Source organism: Bradyrhizobium hipponense, from assembly GCF_008123965.1.
GTDB lineage: Bacteria > Pseudomonadota > Alphaproteobacteria > Rhizobiales > Xanthobacteraceae > Bradyrhizobium > Bradyrhizobium hipponense.
The window spans coordinates 1-20,245 of sequence record NZ_VSTH01000154.1; the positions used below are offsets into that span (position 1 = coordinate 1).

Sequence of the window (20,245 nt, forward strand, 5' to 3'; positions counted from 1 at the left end):
TACACCCGCGTGTTGGCAATCGGGCGCCCGACGTGAGGCAATTGGGGCCAACATGATGGGTCAGCTGCAAGGTGGTGCTCGGCAATGACGCTGATTTCTGTGGACCCGTATTGATTGATCAATCTCGCGTTTGGGTGTGCTTCGAAGAACGCCCTAAGCAGTGGAGTGGCCTGCAATTGCTCACCCGCTGTATAAAGCTCTCTTAAAGAGGGCAGCTGCACTCGCTGCGCGCTCCAGACCTCCGCAAAATGATTCAATGCTACGAATGGGAGGAATAGCCGCTCGATCGCCTCCCCCTCTATAAATTCGAGCAAGTCGGAGAAGTGCCTACGGGTCTCTTCCCGCATGAGCATGAGAAGTCCGCCGTCCTTCCAACAAATAAACAATTCCTGGCAGGACACATCGAAGTTCAGGGTCGCGAATTGAAGTGTGCGCCGTTTTGACGTGCCAATCCCCGCAAGCGAATTCACAAGCGAGCCGTGGGACATTTCAACGCCCTTTGGGGTTCCGGTTGAGCCGGAGGTATAGATGACATAGGCGAGATGGCGCGATGTGAGGCCAAGCGTGCCCGGCTCCGGGTCCGAAGGCGGCCGCTCGCCCCAGGCCGGGGTGGCCGTCTCCAGATCGACCACCGTCACATCGGCCACCGCCTCGGCGCCCAGTGCGGTTCGACCGGCGACATCGCAAAGCAGCAGTTTCGGTTCTGCATCGCCAACAATCTGCCGCAGCCGCGCTGACGGATAAGCCGGATCTAGCGGCAGATAAGCGCCGCCCGCCTTCAGGATCGCCAAGACACCAACCACCATCGCTAGGCTGCGTTCCAGGCAGATCGCCACCGGCTGGTCCGGCTTGACCCCGAGCTCGATCAGATGATGCGCGAGCCGGTTGGCCCGCGCATTGAGTTCGCCATAGCTCAGTCTCTCCTTCTCATGGACCACCGCCACCGCCTCCGGCGCCTTTTGCACCTGCGCCTCGAACAGCTGATGGATGCATCGTTCCGACCGATAAGGCGCCGCCGTCCGATTCAACTCCTCCAGTAGATACGTTCGTTCGTCGGCCGGCAGAATGTCGATGCGGCCGACAGGCTGCCCCGCATCGGCCATTACGCCACGTAACAAAGTTTGCAAATGCTGCGTCATGCAGTCGATCTGCTTTGGCGCTAATCGACCGGCATCAAAATGCCAGCGGAAGCTCCCATCTAGAGCGCAAACCTCAAAGGTCAGCAAATCGCCGCATAGCGCTTGGCCGGCTCTGTGGCTCGTCGTCAGATCGTCAGCGACGGAACAGCTCTCTGTCGTGATTGTAATGCCAATCGGCCAAGGCTGGCGCGTCCGTAGCGCCTCCACACCTCGCAATGTCGGGCAGCGCGCGATAAGATCCCGGGCAAAGCTAGCGTGCGTCCTCAGCTGAGCGATTTCGGCCGCTACGGTTTTGCGCACTTCTTCAAAATCATGAGCAAGCTCAATGGTAACGTCCATCGGCACGACAGAGGAGATCAACACCTCGACCAGTTTGGAGCCAGTTTGCGATCCATCCGATGCAGGCTTCCATCCCAGTTGAGGTTCTGTTTCTCCCGTGATCCGGGCGAGATAGATCAGCCAAGCCGTTACCAAGCACTCCGAGCTGTCTAGTGGGGACAGTTTAGCCAAGGCGGTTGGGCTGAACCACGAACTCGACTGCCATCGGGGAGGCGCCGCAGCCACGGACGATGACCGGAAAGGAGGATGCAATCTTCTAAACTGCCCGAGCCGCTGTCGCCAAAACTCCTCCCGAGGCGCCAGCAGTTCATGTGCGGCAGTTATGCTCTGCACCTGTTCATCGCTCAAAATCGGAAGGCGACTACCTTGATCCACATTGAAATGCCTGGCGAGGGCTCGCGCGTCCAGCATCTGCCCATCGGGTTCGCCAAAGCAAACGTCGACATCCTCTGTACCGGTCGCCACACGCCAATGGTTGGAGTGGACTTCAACCAGGGAACCTGCCGGAACGCCCGAGCTACGAGTCAATAACTCCAGGTGTCTGACTGTGACAGCCTGATCGCCTAGGAGAACCTTGGGCAGACACATTGGATTGGGATGATATGGCCCAAAGTCTAGGGCCCGTGTCATCGCTGACATCTCTTGCGCAGATTGATCCCATCGCAGACAGCCTGCCGAATTTGGCCGTCGTTGTCTCGGAACATAGCTTCTGTCCACCAGCGCCTGCGGATAGCCCGCAACCTTCCCGCTCTCAAGGCCAGTTAAGAGTTCGCGGAAGCCCTCGATCGCGGCATCATGACATTTGAGGTTCAGCGTCAGTGCCGTATCACTGGGCGCAATCAGCACTTGGCGCTGAATCACGACGTCACCCATATCAACACCATCATCGATCCGATGCCACGTGATGGCATATTCGGTCTCTTGCGCCAGCAGCGCCCAGGACGTCGCGTGCGTTCCCGCATATCGTGGCAATGGACCGTCGTGGTAGTTGAAAGCACCTCGACGCACTCGCCCAAACACGTCCGGTGGCAATATGAATGAATTGGCAATGGAGAAGATCCAATCCACCGGCTCAGCCTTCAAAAAGGAGGAGAGCTCTTCAACACTTTCCATGCACGGAATGTTGGCACGAGTCGCCCACTCAGCGAATATGGCGTCGCCACACAGGGCTGCACCAATGACGTGGTTCATCGCCATTGCCAGCTGAGCGCAGCGGATAGCGGGCGTACCACTGCCAACAAACACGCTGGAGGAAATTGATCGCGTGACAGGATGTCTATCCCGATCGCGTGGTTCGTAGGCGCTCCCGCGCCCCAGAGAAGACCGATGGACCATCTTCACCCCTCCAGCAGTTCACCCATCATGCTGGGCAGTTCCCATCTAGGCGCCGCAGCAGGCAATCGCTCACACTGGTTCGGATCTGTTCGGGGCGTAACCTGGCGTGCATTGATGTGACGAAACCTTGCGCCGAGCCAGATCTCCCAAGTCCCTGCCAAGCTCCCGCGTCACCAAATATCGTCGCCGGCAGTATCTCAGCTGCCACTCAACCGCGTCTGAGTTTCTGGTGAGCGTGATCATCGGACGCGTTCTCATCTATGCCGCCTTGTAGAGGATTACGCATGTATCGTGCCAAAGATGAAATCGATCGCAATCAATGCGATAGCAATAGTAGTGCTATGTCAGTTGTCCAACGTCGCCCGACATCGTACCATTGAGCGCGACTATCAGTCGGCACAAGCCTCCGGAATCACGCCTGATGTGTTCCGGGCAAACAAACGTGGACCTGGAATGCCAAAGTGATTTTTCCGGCCCGGCCGCACCGCCTTTTCGGGCGTGACTCTCCTGAAATTCGGACGACCAAATTTTTTTCTGAGGTCCGCGCCGTGCGGTACGGATGCTGTTGGATCCCTCAGGTGAATGTTTCTCGCAATTAGCGGCGGTTCATATGTGTTGGCGTTTCTTCGCCTTGCTCAATATGTCGAGCCTGCCGCGTCGTTGAGCTTGTGGCGCTCGGTTCCGTTGAGGGGCGGGTTGAAGATGCTGACGAGGATCAGGTCCTTGTCCCGCCCCCCGCGCAGAAGATGCTTGTCATGCTTGTCAAGCACATACATGTCGCCCTTGCGAATGGGAAAGACATTGCCGTCCATGTCCTCGACCTCGCCCTCTCCGGCGATGCAGTAGCAGGCTTCGAGATGATTCCGGTATTGCAGAAGCGAAACGGTGTTAGCGCGCACGACGGTGTGGCAGATGCTAAAACCCATGCCGTCCTTATCCGTCAGAAGGCGGTGGCTAGTACCATTGCCCCAATCGACGAAGTGATCGGTCGCTTCAACATCGTGCAGGCTACGCACAATCATAGCGTTCGATTGCCGGGTACAGGTTAAAGTGAGTTTTGCGAAGGCTGGAGGCCGTTGTTCTGACCTGGAAGCGCGGCTTCCGCGCGCTGCCAAAGCGGAAAGGCAAGCTATGATTATTTGGACGGTGCAGGCCGGCAAGAACCTGCCAAACCATGTTCGCCATCGCCGCGTGCCGGGTAGCGAAAAATTCATTCTGATCTAACTCGATCCTCGCAGTCCTCCTATTGCGCGGGCGACGGCGGAACTCCGTCGGAACAACCAGCCGCCGGTCGCGAAGAACAGTAGTCCTGCGGGATCGGCTACACCCAAAAGGCCTACTGCTCCCTCGGCGGCGTCTAGACAAAAATATCGGCGTGAGGGTATTCCGCAGCAGAGCCGGAGGCGGGCGCGTACTACCGTGATGTTCCCACTTCTGCGCGGTACCGCCGCCTGCGTTGGTATGATCCAGAATGCTGTTGGTGATGTTGCCGGCCACATAAAGCGTTTCCGGTCGCAGATTTGGCAAGTTGTTTCCTTCCTACGCTGTGCCTCGCGGCACGAATAAGGGCTCCGCAGCCTCTCAACTAATGGAGCAAATCTCATGCCACGCCCGTAGACAGATAAGGGATAAGTTTGTGGCTGCTTTCAGCTGGCTAGCGAGTGGAAGGATTTAGCTGGGCAGTGAAGCCAATCTGACAAACTGCCAAGATATGGCCGGATGCGGCCAAGCCCGCGAAGGAGAACCGGTCGGACGGTGCGGCTGACATTTGTCGTTAATCCCGAGACCGAAGTCAGTGATGCGGCTCCAACGTGGCCGGCGATCGGACCTCGACAAAGCACCATCGCGACATTCCAGTTCAGCGAGCCTGAGATCAGCGGACGAACTTCCGCCCTTGGCGCGGTCATCTATTCGTCCATGATACCGGCTTTGCGGATTGCTTTACGCATGTTCGCACCGGCGAAGTCCTAAGAAGAAATGTCTCTGCCATGCTGGCCGATGCAACCAACCTCGGTCCAAACGGATGGCCAGCGCGTCCAAGGGGATCACCGCGCACCAGATCGGATGGATGAGAACCTTCATGTCCGATCCAAGACAAATCGTGCCGCGCAAGCATGCATCACCGATGAACACACCCGGCATCCGCATTCGCGAATATTGGAACGGAACAACCTCGTCGTCCGATGGCCCATTCTTCCGCGCGAGCGACCGAGCCGCCAAACGTGGCGACATCAATTTGCATTACGGCAGTGAGTCCGGATCAAAATTCTTCAGCCATCTTTCCGATCAGGATGGCCACTTTAGCGTTCAGCCCATCGGTCCGACCGAATATGCTGCGGGCCATTTTCGTATCGGGACCGGTAAACAACACCCGATTATTGCGATTGATTGAACAAGAGATTCCTAAGCTTGTTGCATAAATGAACACCGACCGGGCCATTGATTGAGAGTCTGCGCGCTGAACACTATCAATGACTTACTGGTTGTGCCCCGGGGTTTTTCAGGCTGCCGGCCGTAAATGGACATTCGTCGCACGATCAAAAGGGTGCGCTGCATATCATGGGAGTGTCTGAAACTGAAGAACATTGCGTCGGGGCCAGCGCCGACCATCAGCCCGCCGGCCGGGGCAAGCCGAGAGAATCGCGCAAGCTCGAGCCGTCGTACTCAGTGCGGAACAGCCCTCGATGTTGCAGCTCTGGCACGAGGCCGTGGACCAGCTCCTGCAAGCCGCCTGGAAGACATCGGACCTGCAACATGAAGCCGTCGCAAGCACCCGCCTCGAACCACTCCTGCATGCGATCAGCCACCGTGCTGGGCGTGCCGGCGAAGCCGCTGGTGGTTCTCCCCGCGCCGTAGCGCTGTCCTAGCTCAGCAAGGCTCAAGCCTGAGCGCCGCGTCAGCTCGGCGACCTCACGGTAGTGCCCTTCGACGCCGGGAACGTCGAGATTCTCGGGCAGGACCTGATCCTGCGGGAAACGCGAGAGATCAACGCCGAGATGATAGGACAAAATCGAGAGACCGGACTCCGGATGCGACAATTCGTGGAGTTGGTCGTGCAGCGCCTTGGCCTGCCTATCCGTGTCGGCGATGACCGGGACGATGCCGGGCAGCACCTTGATCGTATCCGGCTCACGGCCGAACCGCACCGCGCGGGCGCGCTGATCGTTGCGGAATTCGACCGCGACGTCGATCAGGCCGGGTGTGACGAAAATGATCTCCGCCCACCGCGCCGCAAAATCGCGGCCGCGATCGGAAGTCCCGGCCTGGATGAAGACCGGGCGGCCTTGCGGCGGTCGGCTGACATTGAGCGGACCCTGCACATTGAACCATTTGCCGGAATGATCGATCCGGTGCACCCGCGCCGGGTCGGCGAACAGCGGCGTCTGGCGATCCCGGACCAGCGCACCATCCTCCCACGAATTCCACAGCTTGGTCACGACCTCCAGAAACTCGTCGGCGCGTTCGTAGCGCCCCTCGCGCGAGAGCTGCTCGGTCAAACCAAAATTGCGCGCCTCCGCCTCCTGGAACGAGGTAACGATGTTCCAGGCGGCGCGGCCACCGCTGAGATGATCGAGCGTCGCGAGCGCCCGCGCCAGGGCATAGGGCTGGGCGTAGGTTGTCGAAATGGTCGCGCCGAGACTGAGGTGCTTGGTTGCACCCGCGATGATCGAGAGCACCACCAGCGGATCGAGCCGCAGCGCGCCCAGCGCGCCGTAGCGAATCTGGCTGTCCAGGCTGCCGCCCAAAGTGTCCGGGATCGCGAGGATGTCCGCAATGAACAGAAGATCGAAGCGCCCCTGCTCCAGCAGCCGGCCGATATTCTGGTAATAAGCGGCGGAGAGCAGGTCGCCATCCGCCTTCGGATGCCGCCAACCGGCGTGGCTGCCGGAAACCGGCCCCGCGGAGACAAAGGCGGCAAGATGCATTTTCTTGTCGGGCATAGGTCAGCTCACTGTCCATGAGATCCCGACAGGACCGCCGCGCTTCAGCGTGTTGTAGATCGGGCAATTGGCCGTGAAGCCGGCAACGAGCGTCTCGGCTTCGCCGGCCGTCACGCCGGACAGGCGCACCACGATGCGGATCCACTTGTATTGCGTCGGATCGGTTGCGTGACGCCGGAACGAGACTTCGGATCCGGCCTCGCGCAGCGCGATCCCCTCTTCTTTCGCCGTCTTCTGGATCAGGCCAAGCGAGCAACTGCCGAGCGACGACAGCAGCAACTCGCCGGCGTTGATCGCTTCGCCGGGACCGCCGACGGCGACACGCTGATCAGAGATGAAATGGTTCGTCCTTGCGCTGAGCAAATAGCGGCCAAACTGGCCAATCGCGGCAGAGGTGATCGACACCGTCTCGGTGGTTTGAGCGGTCATTTTATTTCTCTCGTGTTATCGGCGTGTCCGCTTAGGCACCAAGCTCCAGCGCAACGGCCTTCTTCGCCGTGTCGAACTGGGGGCCAAGCAGGAATGATTGGACGTCCACCTTGGTCGGAAGCACGCCGAGCGCGTGGAAATTGTCGGCGAGATCCTGGGTCGATGCCGCAGCCGCCTCATCGATCGGTTTGAGCGCGACCGCGGTCGACTCGGACAGCCTGGCATCGCGGACAAGCTTCTCGTAGACGGCCTGCTCGGTCCCGTTCGGCGGAAAGCCGCCCTGCGAGGCCCAAAGCGCAACTGACTCGGCCGGATGCGCGAAGATATAGGCCTGCGTTTCCGTATGGTCTTCACGAATTTGGCGAAGAGCTGCGGATACTTCTTCACCGCGATGTCACTCCGCGCGACGTAGAAGGCATAGTCATAGGTCTTCACGTCGGGCAGCAGACGCGCCTTGCCGCCGAGCTTGGTCAGCGCGAGCGCCGTGGCTGGCTGCCAATGGATCCAGCCGTCGATGCTGCCCTGCGCGAATGCCGTGAACGCGTCTGCTCCGCTCAGGCTGACGGCCGCGACGTCGGACAATCTGAGGCCTGCGGTCTCCAGCCGCGTTGGAGGTGAAAGCACATCTTGGTCAATTGACAGGAGAGTTGCTTGAATTCCGCGAAGTGGCCGAGGCAATTGAGTTTAGACAGACACTGCGAATGCGAAATTTCATCACTGCACCGGCTCAGTGATCGCTGGCGCGCTAATGGCACTGGGTTATTAGCGCGCGGAGGTCGGGCTGGGCCGAGTATGGTCTGGCCGCGCGCGCTGCATTTCGAGCCGCGAGAGGTGCGCTCGGGTGCTTTTCTGCCTGCTACCTCGCGAGGCGCCCCCCAAGTTAAGCATTTTGTCACCAGTTATTGTCACCATATTGCCATTGCAGATGAGTCGCGATTTGCGGCCCGGAATTCCTGAAGTGTTTTGAACCTGGGCACCCCGGGGGTTGGTGATCTCCTTCAAAGAGGAGAGGCCCAATGTTTAAGGGCTTCACGGTGGTCGTTGTGGCGCTGATCAGCACAGCGCAGGTGGATCAATACCTAACCGACGGTCGGTACACCGACGCGGCGATGGCTATGCTGCGGCAAATTGGCCATGCGTTTGGGTTTTAGATAGTTCTTTGCGACGGAGACGCGTCATGGACGGCATCTCATGGGCCGATCTCGATAGGGATGAACAACGCGCAATTGCGATATTGGGAGCCCGTCTTTCCATTGAACTTTGCAGCCCCCTTGCTCTCCTGACGCTAGGTCGGCTCGGTCTGACCATAGGGTCTCATTTGACGGCTGCTGGAGACACTTTGCGAAGAGATGCCGTTTTGAAGGGTTTAGCAGGGTCGGGCATGCCAAACGCGATTGGACTCATTGTATACGGTTACGTTAGCTTGAATGACCGGGGGGCTCTCGACGATTTGCGCATGCAGCGCCGGAAGCTGGCCGTAGACCTAAAGGCGCTTACCGGTTTTGATTGCCGGACAACGATCCAGCGGATCGAGGAAGATATCGTCGCGATCGAGGCTGGGCTGGCGCGGTTGGATGAGGGGGCGACGAGCTAACCTGCCAAGGCGTTATAGAAAAATGCGGCCCGGGTATCTGGCTTGGACTTGGTGCCACGGTCTACCCGGCGCCGATAGTGCGGTCGCGATGCGTGCCTGTGTCCTAATTCCCACACTCGCGACCAAAAGAGCATCCGTTTGTCACCTTTCGAACAGACAGCCCAAATCCACTCCGTTCCAACTCCGCCATTGGAAGCAGTCATCGGTTGGGGAGGCGAAATGGAACGTTCCCTGTTAATTGAGATGACGCGCGACAAGTATGTCGAGCGCTGCAAGCAACGTGCCTTCGATCATCTCGACCAAGGCGATCTTAGGAATGCGGTCGCCTCGCTTGTCGGCAATATGAACGCGCGTCCCGATTGCGAACTGCCACACTACTTGGCAACGCTTGGAGCTTCGCTGCTAACGGCGAACGATACGCGCGGCTGGAGGACGCTCATTGAAGGATTGAGGTGATGGCCCCCGATAATCGACATGCGGGATCGGCAATGACGGAGCGCGACAAGGGGTCTCCTGCATCCAGGTTCTTGGTTCGCCAGGGGTCCAGGGGCTGGATGGTTTACGATCGGCAACGTAGAGGACCGGCAATGATTGGGACCAGTCTGGCCGTCAATTTGACCAAGGAACAAGCCGAGCGCATCGAGCGGACGCTAGTGGATAAGCGCGAACGTGGGATCATCCCCGATTAGGGCAGAATTCTATTACGGCGTTCGGTTGATTGGTGTGCAACATGATAGGGGGTTTAATGACATATTGTATAGTCGTCAGAGCATCTGGACGAGAGCTAGATCGCTTGCGGACACATGCTGCACATATTGCACGCGATCAGAAATCAGATTGGTGGGTGGAGGCAACTGAGAAAGGAAAGGCATTTTGCTTTGAACACGCAAGTGCGATGGCCTCATTCAGTGCTGCCTGCGAAAAAGACAGTATTCAGTTCAGCGAAGTCTAATTGGCACTAAGAGAATTGAGAGACCAGTTATCGAAGGCAGGGTTCTCGGGCCGCAGTCAACCGCGCCGATGCAGTGAGCATGTGTCGCAGAGGTTTTGGTGACCGGTGGCCACGTCTGCGTTGTTGGCGGCGGCATGCCCAGCGCATCAGTGTCACCTCACTCCGAGGTTCGGCGTTGCGGGATCACCGGCGCCGGATAGTCTGGGAAGACGCCGGGCATCGGCTGTAGGTACCAACGTAGCCGGTTGACCACGCTGAAGAAGTCGCCCGTGAAGAATTCGGAAGCGATTGATCTGTCGCAGTGATTTGACGCGAGCAAGTATTCGATTTTGCAAGAAAGCCGTGGGTAGGTCCTGGTTTTCTTGCGTTTTTGGATTCCGGATTGGGCGGCTTCGTGATTCCTTTGACGGCGAGATTCGCTGTTGGGGAGAACCCATGAGCCATCCGCGCGACGATCGTCAGGACGATCTGTTTCGTCCATCTCTGGAGAAGATCATCAACCTTCGCCAACCGTTGGTGCGTCTGGCGGCGGAGATCGATTGGGACTTCCTGGCGGGACGCTTCAGTTCGGTCTGTCGCCTCGGGCCGGGGCAGCCACCGTTGCCGACACGATTGGTAGCCGGACTATTCATCCTCAAGCACATGCACAATCTCTCTGACGAGGCGCTGTGCGACAGGTGGGTCGAGAACCCGTATTTTCAGTATTTCTGCGGCGAGGTGGTGTTCCGGCACGACTTGCCATTCGATCGCTCGTCGCTGACCCGCTGGCGCCAGCGGCTGGGTGAGGAGCAGATCGCCGCGCTGTTGCAAGAAAGCCTCTCGGTGGCGCATCGAACTGGGGCACTCGAGACCAAAGATCTCGAGCGGGTCGTTGTGGATACCACCGTACAGGAGAAGGCGATCGCGCATCCGAGCGATGCGCGGCTCATGCACCGGGCGATCGAGAAGCTGGTCGGTTTGGCCAAACGCGAGAGCGTCGAACTGCGCCAAAGCTATCTGCGCGTGGCCAGGCGCGCCGCCATCATGGTGGGACGCTACACGCATGCCCACCAGTTCAAGCGTGCCCGGCGAGAGCTCAAATTCCTGCGCACCCGGCTTGGCCGCATCATCCGTGACATCAGACGCAAGATCGAGGGCGACCCTGCGCTTGAGGATCGCTTTGGTCCGCTGCTCGATCTCGCCCACCGGGTTCGCCATCAAGAGCAGCGTCAGCGCGGTCCCAAGGTCTACTCGTTGCACGCCCCCGAGGTGGAGTGCATCGGCAAAGGCAAGGCCCGGGCACCTTACGAATTTGGCTGCAAAGTCTCGATTGCCACGCCTGCCACCGCGCCCAAAGGCGGGCAGTTCGTACTGCATGCCAAGGCCCTGCACGGCAATCCCTATGACGGCCACACGCTCGGTCCCGTCATCGCCGACCTCGAAAAGCTCACTGGTGTTGCAGCGCGCCGCATCCACGGCGACAAGGGCTACCGCGGCCACAACTATCCCGACCGGTTCAAGGTCTGGATCAGCGGCCAGGTTCGCCGTGTCACCAAAGCCATCCGCCACGAGATGCGGCGTCGCGCCGCCGTCGAGCCTGTGATCGGCCATCTCAAGGACGACCACCGAATGCGCCGTAACCATCTCAAGGGTCGCGTCGGCGACCGCACCAACGCCGTGCTCGCCGCCGCCGGCTACAACTTCAGCCTGCTCCGCCGCTGGCTCACCGAACTTTTATGCGGCCTGTTATGGATACTCTGTCGCCACCTATCGCAACCACACCTTGCGTAAAACGGTGCTCAGGGACGTTCTTCACGAACGACGAAGAAGCGCGAGGATGACACCTTGGTTGGTGGTGCTCGAATAGAGATTGCGCAAATGGAGAGCACCGGCTCGCGACCCTACTCGAACTCGATCATCCGCTCCTTGGTGGCCCGCAGGCTGCGGACGTAATACCCTTGTGCCTGAACGGCTGACTTGATTTCGTCGCTGACCTTGAGAACTCGTTTCCTGCTCTTGCGCCACTTATGTGCAGAGCAAAGCATGGGTACGGCAGAGCCTGTACTTAGAACGAGCAAGTCGCGCTTGTCACTGCGATAGACATCAAACATCTTTCGCCCCCGCTGATCATACTGAAACAAGAATGAAATATATTTTGGTTGTCTCGATGGACGAGCTTAGTATCTCGAATGCCCGTTGTAAATCTGCAACGCCGCGAGTTTTGCTTCGCCGCTCCCAAATTAACGGCGAGCTGAGTTAACACTGCCGGGGTGTGAATTGCGGGGAAATCACCGACGGGCTTTCGCCTGATGACCCGGTCTGGGACCCGACCACCTTCACCAAGAACCGGGACCGGCTGCAGAACGGCGAAGTGTTTGCGAAGTTCATGAGCAAGCTTCTGAACCATCCGCAGGTCAAGCCTCTGCTGTCGGACGAGCATTTCTCGGTGGACGGAACACTGATCGAAGCCTGGGCTTCACAGAAGAGCTTTCGCCCCAGGGCCGGCAGCGGTGACGATGATGACGGCGCGAACTTCCATGGACAGAAGCGCAAGAACGACACCCATGCCAGCACCAGGCGACGATCGACGCGAGCAAGGCCCAGTTTTCTGCCCCGATTTCATGACCGGCGAAGAGAGCGTTTTTCCTGGTCAAGCAGACTGGCCGGATGGCGTTCTCGACCGGGTTGGTGTCGAGCTCGAGACGCCCGTCTTCGAGGAAGCGGGTCAGCCCCTGCCAATGATTGAGCGCATAGCGGATATCCTCGGCGAGGGTCGAACCGCTGGAGATCATCGACAGCTGCTTCTCGAACCACGGCTTTAGCGCAGCGACGATGGGCAGCGAGTGCTCCCTGCGTGCGGCGAGCCGGATGTCCGGCGATGAGCCGCGTACCATGGCTTCGATGGCGTAAAGCTGTGCGATGTGCCGAACGGCGGCCTCGGCGATCGGCGATTTGCTGTTGCGGGCCAATTTGACGAAGCGCCGGCGCAAGTGGCTCCAGCAATGCACGAGCGTCCAAGACCCTTGCAGTCGAGCGACTTTAGTCAGCCGATTATAACCGTCATAGGCATCACATTGCAGGAAGCGTCCGCCAAAGCCGTCCAGGAACTGCTCAGCGAAGGCACCACTGCGACTAGAGGCATATCGGAACAGCACAATCGGCGGACTTGGGCCGCTGTGGCCGCGATCATCGGAGACGATCGCCCAGAAGTAGCCTTTCTTCGTTTGGCCGCGCCCGGGATCGAGCACCGGCGCCGTGGTTTCGTCCATGAACAGACGATCCGCCATGGCCAGGCGGCGGCGCATGTGGTCCGCGATCGGCTGAAGATGGAAGCAGGCGCGGCCGGACCAGTTGCCCAGTGTCGCCCGATCAAGCCGGATCCCCTGGCGCGCATAGATTTCGGCCTGACGGTAAAACGGCGTATGGTCGCCAAACTTGGAGACGATTACGTGCGCAATGGCCGCTTCGGTCGGCAGCCCGCTGGGCACGACGTGCTCCGGTGCGTGCGCCTGCACGACAGGGCCCGAGCAGCGGCGACAGATGTATTTCGGGCGTCGCGTGACCAACACCCGCCATTGCGCCGGGATCACGTCGAGGCGCTTGCTGACGTCCTCGCCGATCTTCGTCATGGCGCCGCAACCGCACGGACAGAGCGTGCTCGCAGGCTCGATGATCCGTTCCACCCGCGGCAAATGGGCAGGCAAGCAGCCGCGATTGCGATGAGAACCTTGATCCGGCACGCTCCGCGACCGGCCCTGGATCACAGCCTCGGCTCTCTCCTGCGCCGCGTCCATGATGCCTTGCGCGATCTCCACATCTTCCAGCGGCAAGTGATACTGATCTGGCCGCAGCTTCTCGGACTTCGCGCCGAACTTCTCGCGTCGCAATTCGCCGAGGATGACCTCCAGCCGACGCCGCGCTTCCTCCGACGCCGCCAGCGCCCCCTGATGCTCGCTCAGGGCCGCCTGCGTTTGCGCCAAAAGCGCTTTCAGTTGTTCATTTTCGTCGCGCAGCGCCGCGATGCTCATGCGCCATTTCGAGCACATCGCCGCCGCGCGTGCCACGTTCAAAATAGCTTCCGAGTCATTCTGCCGCAGTTATCCAGCCGCCTGGGGACGCCGCGCTTCTTCCGGGCGGACCAACCTCCAATCCAGCCCCTCGAACAGGGCTGCGAACATTGCCGGCGATATCCGCATCACGCCGTCTGCGATCGTTGGCCAAACGAACTTGCAACCTTCGAGACGCTTGTGCACCAACACCAGGCCCGTTCGATCCCAGACCAAAATCTTGATCCGGTCCGCTCGTTTCGATCGGAACACGAAGGCTGCGCCGCTGAACGGATCGAGGCGAAGCATCTCCTGCACCTTCGCCGCAAGCCCATCGTGGCCACAGCGGAAGTCGATCGGCCGCGTCGCGATGTAAATCTTCAGATCCGCACCAGCCGCGATCATCGTGACGCTCGTACCGCGCGGATCACCCGAGACAGCTGCTCGGCATCAATGGTCATATCCGTTCGCAGCACGACATCGCCGATCGCGATCTCAAGCTTGATCGCCGGAACCTGACGCTCCTCCAACGCACCTTCCACGACCAGCGGCGCGAATGTCGGCTGCAACGCCTCGCACGGCGGCAACATGCCTCGCTGTCGAAACCGCCGTCGCCAATCGTAGATCTGCCAGCGCGTCGCTCCGTGCTTGCGCGCCACCTCGGACACCTGGGCACCGGGTAACAGACTCTCGGCGACGATCCGAGCTCTCTCAGCCTCCGAACGTACGCGGCGCCCCGATGGTCCTTCAAGAACCTCCAGCCGGCTCACCGACCCCGTCGTTGAGCCGTCCAAATGGACGTCCTTTTTGCTGTCCAATCCCATCCCAAACCTCCGTTCAAGCCGGAGGCTTCTTTCTCACAGCTATACCGATCCCGAAGCAAGGGTTCCGACTAAGCGCTTACGATCGTCGCCGCTTGTGACGGTGATCTGCGCGGTGCGCTTCGAGCGCTGATGCTCTTCAATGAGCAGCTAGAGCAAGAGCTGGCGCGTATGAGCGGGGTCCGTCCTCCTGACCAGCGACTGCACTAACCTTGGATAGTTCAGCGAGGCGCTGGGCATCGGTGTAGGTTGCCGACATAGCTGTTGATGACGCGAAACAGCGCGATGATCGCGGCTTGGTTCGTGGTGATGCTGTAGAGGTTGCACATGCGCTTTGCGGACTACCGCTTCTTAAAATCCGTTAGTTTGCGCATGTAGTAGCCCTGTCTCTGAACGGCGAGGTTAATGTCCTCGCTGACGCTCGCCACTTTTTTCTTTTTACGCCATCTGCCTGACGCGTCAGGAAAAGGAATTGGCAAGCCATTGCGCACAACCAACAGATCACGCTTGGTGTTCAGATACACATCGAACATTCTACAGGCCCCCCAGCCGCCGTCAGAGTATGGCGGGGAGCAGAAATGGCAACTGCTCCGCCCGGCCACGATGGACAGGCAGGCCGCTACAGATTGCTGTGGTTGGTATGGCGGGCACAACCGAGGCGACGACGCGGCCAAGGTCTCACCGTAAGGACCTGCGATGTCGGAGTTCCGCGCGATTCTGTTGCAAAACTCCCGTTGAGACGACTCGCGATCCGTGATTCCTTTCGGTAGAGGGCATCTGCGGGAGCAGCGCATGATGGGTCGTCGGGAAGGCGAGCAAGGGCAGTTCTTCTATTCGTTTCACCTCGACAAGGTAGTCCCACCTGATCATTTGGTGCGGAAGATCGACGGTTTGCTCGATCTAGACTGGGTGCACACGGAGTTAGCTCCTTATTACTCGCACACGGGCCGGCCTTCGATTGATCCGGCACTGATGATCCGGATGCTGCTTGTCGGTTATATTTTTGCGATCCGCTCCGAGCGGCAGATTTGCGCTGAGATTCAAGTGAATCTAGCATATCGCTGGTTCTGCAAGCTCGGCATCGAGGACCGTATCCCCGATCATTCTGTGTTCTGCCGTGCACGGAACGAACGCTTCCGAGAGAGAGACGCCCTACGCCGGGTATTTGAGGGAGTGGTGGCGATGTGCATTGCCGCCGGGCTAGTTGGAGGCGAAGCGTTCTCTATCGATGCGAGCCTGATCAAGGCGGATGTAAACAAGACGAAGCGGATCCCCGGCGACAAACCGTTTTCGTGGCCGAAGGCAGAGGAAGCGTCCCACGCGGTTCGAGAGTACCTCGTAGCCCTTCGATGCAGCTCGCGGTCAGGAGGATCGTGGTGGCGACGACGGTTCGGGCGAAGGCGGCCAGCGGCGCAAGCCTCCCAAAGAAGTCTCGCTCACCGACCCGCAAGCGACATGGGTTGCGAGGCCGGGCGTCGACCCATTCTTTGCTTACGACGCGAACTACCTGATCGACAACAAAGCCGGTATCATCGTCGATGCTGCGGGCACTCGAGCGAACCGAGCCGTGGAGATTGCTGTCACTCAGACCATGGTGGAGCGTGTTGAGCGACGCTTTGACCTACGCCCCCGGAGGCTCGCGGGCGACACGGCTTATGGCGCGGTCAGGTTGTTAAAATGGCTGGTGGATCGCAACATAGCACCGCACCTACCGGTGTGGGATAAGTCGGCACGAGCTGATGGCACTTATAGCCGTGCCGACTTCGTCTTTGATCAGGAGCGCAACATCTATGTTTGCCCAGGTGGCGCGAAACTGACCAGCACAGGCAATATCGATCAAGGTCATATCGTTTACTACAGAGCCAGCAAGAACGACTGTTCCCGCTGCTCACTAAAGCCGAAGTGCACGACGGCGACAGCACGCAAACTCACCCGCGACCTCAACGAAGATGTGCGTGATCGTGTCCGCGCATTGGCCGATACCGAAGCCTTCGAACAGTCTCGCCGCGAACGCAAGAAGGTTGAGATGCGATTTGCACGCATGAAGCGCATTCTCAGGCTCGACCGGTTCCGGCTGCGCGGCTTGAGTGGCATCAGAGACGAAGTCCTGCTCACGGCAACCGCACAAAACCTTAGACGGCTCGCCAAGCTTCTCTGTCGCGCTCCACCATCCCAAGCAGCGAGTTGCTCGGCGTAGGCATCGCCTCGGGCGCCACTACCTACACCGCAATCCCAAGAAAGGAGGATCCAGACAACAAGCCGCCCAAAAATTCACGGCGAAGGCCGGCAATCGAGATCCGTCGAGTTTTGCAACAGAATCCGCCCAGAAGCGGACATTCGGGCTGGCCTTCAGCAAGTCCGCTTTGTGCACAACACAAGGCGACATGCCAATGGGCAGGGAATGCTCCGATGAGCGGCAGTGGTGGCATGGTAGACACGATTAACCCGCAGGGCGTTACCAGCGGCACTTGGCGGCCAAGCAGGCTCACCGTCGATCAGGCGAAGGGGCGACCCCGTTGGCTTCGCTGGTAGCGGATGCCAAAAACTCATTTAGCAGGTGTCGCTTGATCCTGATCGGTTCACGCTCGCCTTGGGAAGCGAGCAAGAGAACGCGCTCGGCAACTTCCAGAGCAGATCGCTGCTGCTGACGAGTGAATGACGGACTGGAAAGAACGTCGTCTAGAACGTCGCGGAGCAAACGTACTGTTGCCGTGTCGTATGCCATGCGCCAAATACCCCGCTTGTCGAAACAATATGCGGGCGTCGCCGGGCTCGAAATAAGCGTCCCGGCAGCGCTTATTCTCTAACTGGGCGCTGAAATCCCAGTTGTCCTGAATTATGCAATGGTCATGCCACAAATTTGTGACGCCCATCGCGCGGGACTCCCTCGCTATATGTCGAACGGTGACTGGATACCGAATTTAATGCACGTTGGAGGGCATTTGGTTCCCTTAACAGAAATAAAGGAATCGCTACTAAACCATCTGGGCCGAGTGTTGCGGCTTGGCTACATCAACCTGCAGGCGAACGGGATAGCATTGATTCCTTAGGTGGGCGTCGTGCCTTTTTTGAACTTCTTTCTGGGGAGATTGCTCGTAATGAAAAAGCTTCTGATTGTCGCGGCCGGGATGATAGCCGTGGCTCTATCCGCCCCTGCGTCGGCGGCTGATTTGGCGGCTCGCCCGTACACCAAGGCGCCGCCGCCGGTGGTTGCGCCGATCTATGATTGGACCGGTTTCTACATCGGCGCCAACGGCGGCTGGGGCCAAACCCACAGCTGTGTGGATTTCGTTACGCTCGCAGGGACAGTCGCAGGCGGTTGCGCTGATCGCTCCGGAGGCCTTGTTGGCGGACAGATCGGGTATCGCTGGCAAACCAATCAGTTTGTGTTCGGACTGGAAGCACAGGGCGATTGGGCTGACATAAAGAATACGCGCGTCAGCCTGATCGATCCGCTGATTTCAACCACAGGGAAAACCGATGGCATTGGCCTCTTCACGGCCCAACTCGGTTGGGCATGGAACGCATCGCTGCTCTACGTGAAGGGTGGCGCGGCCGTCACTCACAATCGCTTTGATGTCTTCAACAACATCACGGGGGTCGGCCTCGCCTCGGCAAGTCACACGCGCTGGGGCGGCGCCCTTGGTGTGGGCTGGGAATATGGTTTCGCACCGAACTGGTCGGTCGGTGTTGAATACGACCATCTCTGGATGGGCCGTGACAACACCTCATTCGCTGGCGTGGTCACGCCCGGAGGGATCACCCTCTTGGGCGAGGGGGTCCGCCAGGACGTGGACCTGGTCACCGTGCGCTTCAACTATCGCTTCGGCGGCTTGGGAACAGTTCCTGTCGCCGCGAGATACTGACTTCATCTAGCAGTTTGCTGAAAAACCCCCTCGTCACGGAGGCGGCTTGATGATTCACTTTATCATCTCGAATCGGGGGAGACGATCATGCGCGGGAGGTTTACGGATCAGGGCGGCCTGTTTTCGTACATCGCGCCGGATAAGCGTGTGCCAGCGAACCATCCGCTGCGGAAGGTCCGGGATCTCGTCCGGGATGTTTTGAGTGATTTGAACCGCAGCCTTGGGAAGCTCTACGCCAGCGAGGGACGTCCTTCGATCCCCCCGGAACAATTGCTGAGCGCTTTGTTGCGGCAGGTATTCTACGGCATCCGTTCGGAACGTCAGTTGATGGAGCAGCTGGACTACAATCTTTTGTATCGCTGGTTCGTCGGACTGTCGCCGGACGACCCGGTCTGGGACCCGACCACCTTCACCAAGAACCGGGAGCGGCTACAGAACGGTGAGGTGTTCACGAAGTTCATGACCAGGCTTCTGAACCATCCGCAGGTCAAACCCCTATTGTCGGACGAGCATTTTTCGGTGGATGGAACGCTGATCGAGGCCTGGGCTTCGCAGAAGAGTTTTCGTCCCAAGGACGGCAGCGGCGACGATGACGATGGCGCCAACTTCCACGGCCAGAAGCGCAAGAACGATACCCATGCGAGCACCAGCGATCCTGACAGCAGGCTTTATCGCAAGGCGGCCGGGCGGGAGGCCAAGCTATGCTATATGGGCCACGCCACCATGGAGAACCGGAATGGACTAGCGGTGGCCGGCAGGGTCACGCATGCCAATGGTACCGCCGAACGCCGGGCTTCGGAGACCATGCTGAAGGCAAGACGCAAAGCCGCAGCCCGCCGCATCACCGCCGGTGAGGACAAGGCGTACGATACCGCCGATCATGTCGCCAACCTTCGCGCCATCGGCGTGACGCCGCATGTGACACAGAACCAGGCCGTCACCAAAACCGGCAAGACCCGCAACAGTGCCATCGACGAACGAACCACGCGGCATCCCGGATATGGTATGTCGCAATCGCGCCGGGCGATGGTCGAGTGCATCTTCGGATGGGGCAAGCAGCACGGCACCATGCGCAAGACCAAACATCGTGGCATCGCTCGCGTTGCTGCCGACTTCCTGCTCAATCTGATCGCCTATAACCTGATCCGCATTCCCAAACTGCTTGCAGCGTAGCAGTACCGGGCCGGCAACACCGCCCTCACGCAAGAAAATGCCTCAAGCTGACGAACACATCACCTGAAAATTGATCGACGGCGTTCACCGAGACCAAGAAAACTCAAATCCTTGGGTTTTTCAGCAAACTGCTAGGACTTTCTTTTTGTCCACACCATCGCTTCACGCGAGGGTTTTTCTTGCTGGGTACTCAGCTTGAGGCTCTTGTGTGCGGTCATCGATATGAGGACAGTACAATGTACTACTTCGTCTGCGTCAACCGGGAGAAAGTCCTCTCCGATGATTTGCAGGCACCCTACGTGAGCTGACGTTCCACGCGCAGCGCTTCGGTAGCGACGATACGCAGCGACTACATTCTTGAGTCTTACCTATCTTTGCGCGATAAAGACGGTCGTTATTGCCGTTGTTGATTAACTGAGTTTGGGACGCATAATGGGTTTTCTTAGGTTTCGCAGAAGTTTTACGATCATGCCGGGAATACGGTTAAACCTGAGCGGTGGCGGGGCCAGCGCCTCTCTCGGCCCGAGAGGACTTCATTTCACCATTGGGCCGCATGGCACGAGAACCACAATCGGTCTGCCCGGGTCAGGGGTTTCGTGGACCGACTATCAGCGCTACTCGTCCGGCAATT

15 protein-coding genes and 5 pseudogenes are annotated in these 20,245 nt (G+C 59.1%); 10 read left to right on the forward strand and 10 right to left on the reverse strand.

The window, feature by feature from the left end:
* Both FXV83_RS35880 and FXV83_RS35890 read right to left on the reverse strand, forming a co-directional pair.
* The coding region (locus FXV83_RS35880) for an AMP-binding protein (protein ID WP_187436402.1) at positions 1-2,669 on the reverse strand (2,669 nt) is incomplete at its 3' end.
* Positions 2,670-3,448: 779 nt separating this feature from the next.
* On the reverse strand, positions 3,449-3,835 hold the full coding sequence (locus FXV83_RS35890; protein ID WP_148744265.1) for an ectoine synthase: 387 nt from the start codon (positions 3,833-3,835) through the stop codon (positions 3,449-3,451).
* 1,046 nt (positions 3,836-4,881) lie between these two features.
* On the opposite strand from FXV83_RS35890, the gene FXV83_RS35895 reads away from it, so the two are divergent.
* A complete protein-coding gene (locus FXV83_RS35895) occupies positions 4,882-5,205 on the forward strand; it encodes a Tn3 family transposase (protein WP_235940478.1) in 324 nt (107 codons plus the stop codon).
* 217 nt (positions 5,206-5,422) lie between these two features.
* Here the strand turns inward: FXV83_RS35895 and FXV83_RS35900 are convergent, their stop codons facing one another.
* Positions 5,423-6,754: an LLM class flavin-dependent oxidoreductase gene (locus tag FXV83_RS35900; RefSeq protein ID WP_148744267.1), complete on the reverse strand. Its 1,332-nt coding sequence runs from the start codon at positions 6,752-6,754 to the stop codon at positions 5,423-5,425.
* A gap of 3 nt (positions 6,755-6,757) precedes the next feature.
* The gene (locus FXV83_RS35905) at positions 6,758-7,183 is read right to left on the reverse strand and encodes an OsmC family protein (protein WP_148744268.1); all 426 of its coding nucleotides are present in this window, start codon (positions 7,181-7,183) and stop codon (positions 6,758-6,760) included.
* A 1,016-nt stretch (positions 7,184-8,199) separates the two neighbouring features.
* Between FXV83_RS35905 and FXV83_RS45005 the strand changes: the two genes are divergently transcribed.
* From FXV83_RS45005 to FXV83_RS35930, 4 genes are all read left to right on the forward strand, one after another.
* Entirely contained in the window at positions 8,200-8,334 is a 135-nt protein-coding gene (locus FXV83_RS45005) for a hypothetical protein (RefSeq protein WP_283811741.1), read from the forward strand.
* Between the two features lie 230 nt (positions 8,335-8,564).
* Entirely contained in the window at positions 8,565-8,777 is a 213-nt protein-coding gene (locus tag FXV83_RS35915) for a hypothetical protein (RefSeq protein ID WP_148744283.1), read from the forward strand.
* 219 nt (positions 8,778-8,996) lie between these two features.
* A complete protein-coding gene (locus FXV83_RS35920) occupies positions 8,997-9,233 on the forward strand; it encodes a hypothetical protein (RefSeq protein WP_148744269.1) in 237 nt (78 codons plus the stop codon).
* Between the two features lie 931 nt (positions 9,234-10,164).
* Positions 10,165-11,499 carry an IS5 family transposase gene (locus FXV83_RS35930; RefSeq protein WP_148744285.1) on the forward strand — a complete coding sequence of 445 codons (1,335 nt, stop codon included), beginning with the start codon at positions 10,165-10,167 and terminating at the stop codon, positions 11,497-11,499.
* Positions 11,500-11,609: 110 nt separating this feature from the next.
* On the opposite strand, the gene FXV83_RS35935 is transcribed toward FXV83_RS35930, so the two are convergent.
* Positions 11,610-11,819 carry a hypothetical protein gene (locus FXV83_RS35935; RefSeq protein WP_148744270.1) on the reverse strand — a complete coding sequence of 70 codons (210 nt, stop codon included), beginning with the start codon at positions 11,817-11,819 and terminating at the stop codon, positions 11,610-11,612.
* A 185-nt stretch (positions 11,820-12,004) separates the two neighbouring features.
* Between FXV83_RS35935 and FXV83_RS44510 the strand changes: the two are divergent.
* Positions 12,005-12,283, forward strand: a pseudogene (locus FXV83_RS44510) (transposase); the annotation flags it as partial.
* Here FXV83_RS44510 and tnpC read toward each other — a convergent pair.
* The 5 genes and pseudogenes from tnpC to FXV83_RS35960 form a co-directional block, all read right to left on the reverse strand.
* Positions 12,279-13,736, reverse strand: a pseudogene (gene tnpC / locus FXV83_RS35940) (IS66 family transposase); the annotation flags it as partial. The pseudogenes FXV83_RS44510 and tnpC overlap by 5 nt on opposite strands.
* A 69-nt stretch (positions 13,737-13,805) precedes the next feature.
* Positions 13,806-14,159: an IS66 family insertion sequence element accessory protein TnpB gene (gene tnpB / locus FXV83_RS35945; RefSeq protein ID WP_061876445.1), complete on the reverse strand. Its 354-nt coding sequence runs from the start codon at positions 14,157-14,159 to the stop codon at positions 13,806-13,808.
* A complete protein-coding gene (gene tnpA, locus FXV83_RS35950; RefSeq protein ID WP_148744271.1) occupies positions 14,156-14,578 on the reverse strand; it encodes an IS66-like element accessory protein TnpA in 423 nt (140 codons plus the stop codon). The genes tnpB and tnpA overlap by 4 nt, the downstream gene beginning before the upstream one ends.
* A gap of 230 nt (positions 14,579-14,808) precedes the next feature.
* Positions 14,809-14,904, reverse strand: a pseudogene (locus tag FXV83_RS44515) (SOS response-associated peptidase); the annotation flags it as partial.
* A gap of 12 nt (positions 14,905-14,916) precedes the next feature.
* Positions 14,917-15,108 carry a hypothetical protein gene (locus tag FXV83_RS35960; RefSeq protein WP_148744272.1) on the reverse strand — a complete coding sequence of 64 codons (192 nt, stop codon included), beginning with the start codon at positions 15,106-15,108 and terminating at the stop codon, positions 14,917-14,919.
* Between the two features lie 259 nt (positions 15,109-15,367).
* On the opposite strand from FXV83_RS35960, the pseudogene FXV83_RS35965 reads away from it, so the two are divergent.
* The 4 genes and pseudogenes from FXV83_RS35965 to FXV83_RS45545 form a co-directional block, all read left to right on the forward strand.
* A pseudogene (locus FXV83_RS35965) lies at positions 15,368-16,772 on the forward strand (IS1182 family transposase).
* Positions 16,773-17,673: 901 nt separating this feature from the next.
* Entirely contained in the window at positions 17,674-18,441 is a 768-nt protein-coding gene (locus FXV83_RS35970; protein ID WP_148744273.1) for an outer membrane protein, read from the forward strand.
* Positions 18,442-18,528: 87 nt separating this feature from the next.
* Positions 18,529-19,614, forward strand: a complete 1,086-nt coding sequence (locus FXV83_RS35975) for an IS5 family transposase (protein WP_148744274.1) — start codon at positions 18,529-18,531, stop codon at positions 19,612-19,614.
* A 432-nt stretch (positions 19,615-20,046) separates the two neighbouring features.
* Positions 20,047-20,205, forward strand: a pseudogene (locus FXV83_RS45545) (DUF4236 domain-containing protein); the annotation flags it as partial.
* Positions 20,206-20,245: the final 40 nt, after the last annotated feature.

Excerpts from the sequence above, each read along its gene's own strand:
- FXV83_RS35905 (WP_148744268.1), bottom strand. The coding sequence starts at position 7,183 with ATGACCGCTCAAACCACCGAGACGGTGTCGATCACCTCTGCCGCGATT.
- tnpB (WP_061876445.1), bottom strand. The coding sequence starts at position 14,159 with ATGATCGCGGCTGGTGCGGATCTGAAGATTTACATCGCGACGCGGCCG.
- FXV83_RS35915 (WP_148744283.1), top strand. The coding sequence starts at position 8,565 with ATGCCAAACGCGATTGGACTCATTGTATACGGTTACGTTAGCTTGAAT.
- FXV83_RS35935 (WP_148744270.1), bottom strand. The coding sequence starts at position 11,819 with ATGTTTGATGTCTATCGCAGTGACAAGCGCGACTTGCTCGTTCTAAGT.
- FXV83_RS35930 (WP_148744285.1), top strand. The coding sequence starts at position 10,165 with ATGAGCCATCCGCGCGACGATCGTCAGGACGATCTGTTTCGTCCATCT.
- FXV83_RS35890 (WP_148744265.1), bottom strand. The coding sequence starts at position 3,835 with ATGATTGTGCGTAGCCTGCACGATGTTGAAGCGACCGATCACTTCGTC.
- FXV83_RS35920 (WP_148744269.1), top strand. The coding sequence starts at position 8,997 with ATGGAACGTTCCCTGTTAATTGAGATGACGCGCGACAAGTATGTCGAG.
- FXV83_RS35970 (WP_148744273.1), top strand. The coding sequence starts at position 17,674 with ATGAAAAAGCTTCTGATTGTCGCGGCCGGGATGATAGCCGTGGCTCTA.
- FXV83_RS45005 (WP_283811741.1), top strand. The coding sequence starts at position 8,200 with ATGTTTAAGGGCTTCACGGTGGTCGTTGTGGCGCTGATCAGCACAGCG.
- FXV83_RS35960 (WP_148744272.1), bottom strand. The coding sequence starts at position 15,108 with ATGTTCGATGTGTATCTGAACACCAAGCGTGATCTGTTGGTTGTGCGC.
- FXV83_RS35900 (WP_148744267.1), bottom strand. The coding sequence starts at position 6,754 with ATGCCCGACAAGAAAATGCATCTTGCCGCCTTTGTCTCCGCGGGGCCG.
- FXV83_RS35975 (WP_148744274.1), top strand. The coding sequence starts at position 18,529 with ATGCGCGGGAGGTTTACGGATCAGGGCGGCCTGTTTTCGTACATCGCG.
- FXV83_RS35895 (WP_235940478.1), top strand. The coding sequence starts at position 4,882 with ATGAGAACCTTCATGTCCGATCCAAGACAAATCGTGCCGCGCAAGCAT.
- tnpA (WP_148744271.1), bottom strand. The coding sequence starts at position 14,578 with ATGGGATTGGACAGCAAAAAGGACGTCCATTTGGACGGCTCAACGACG.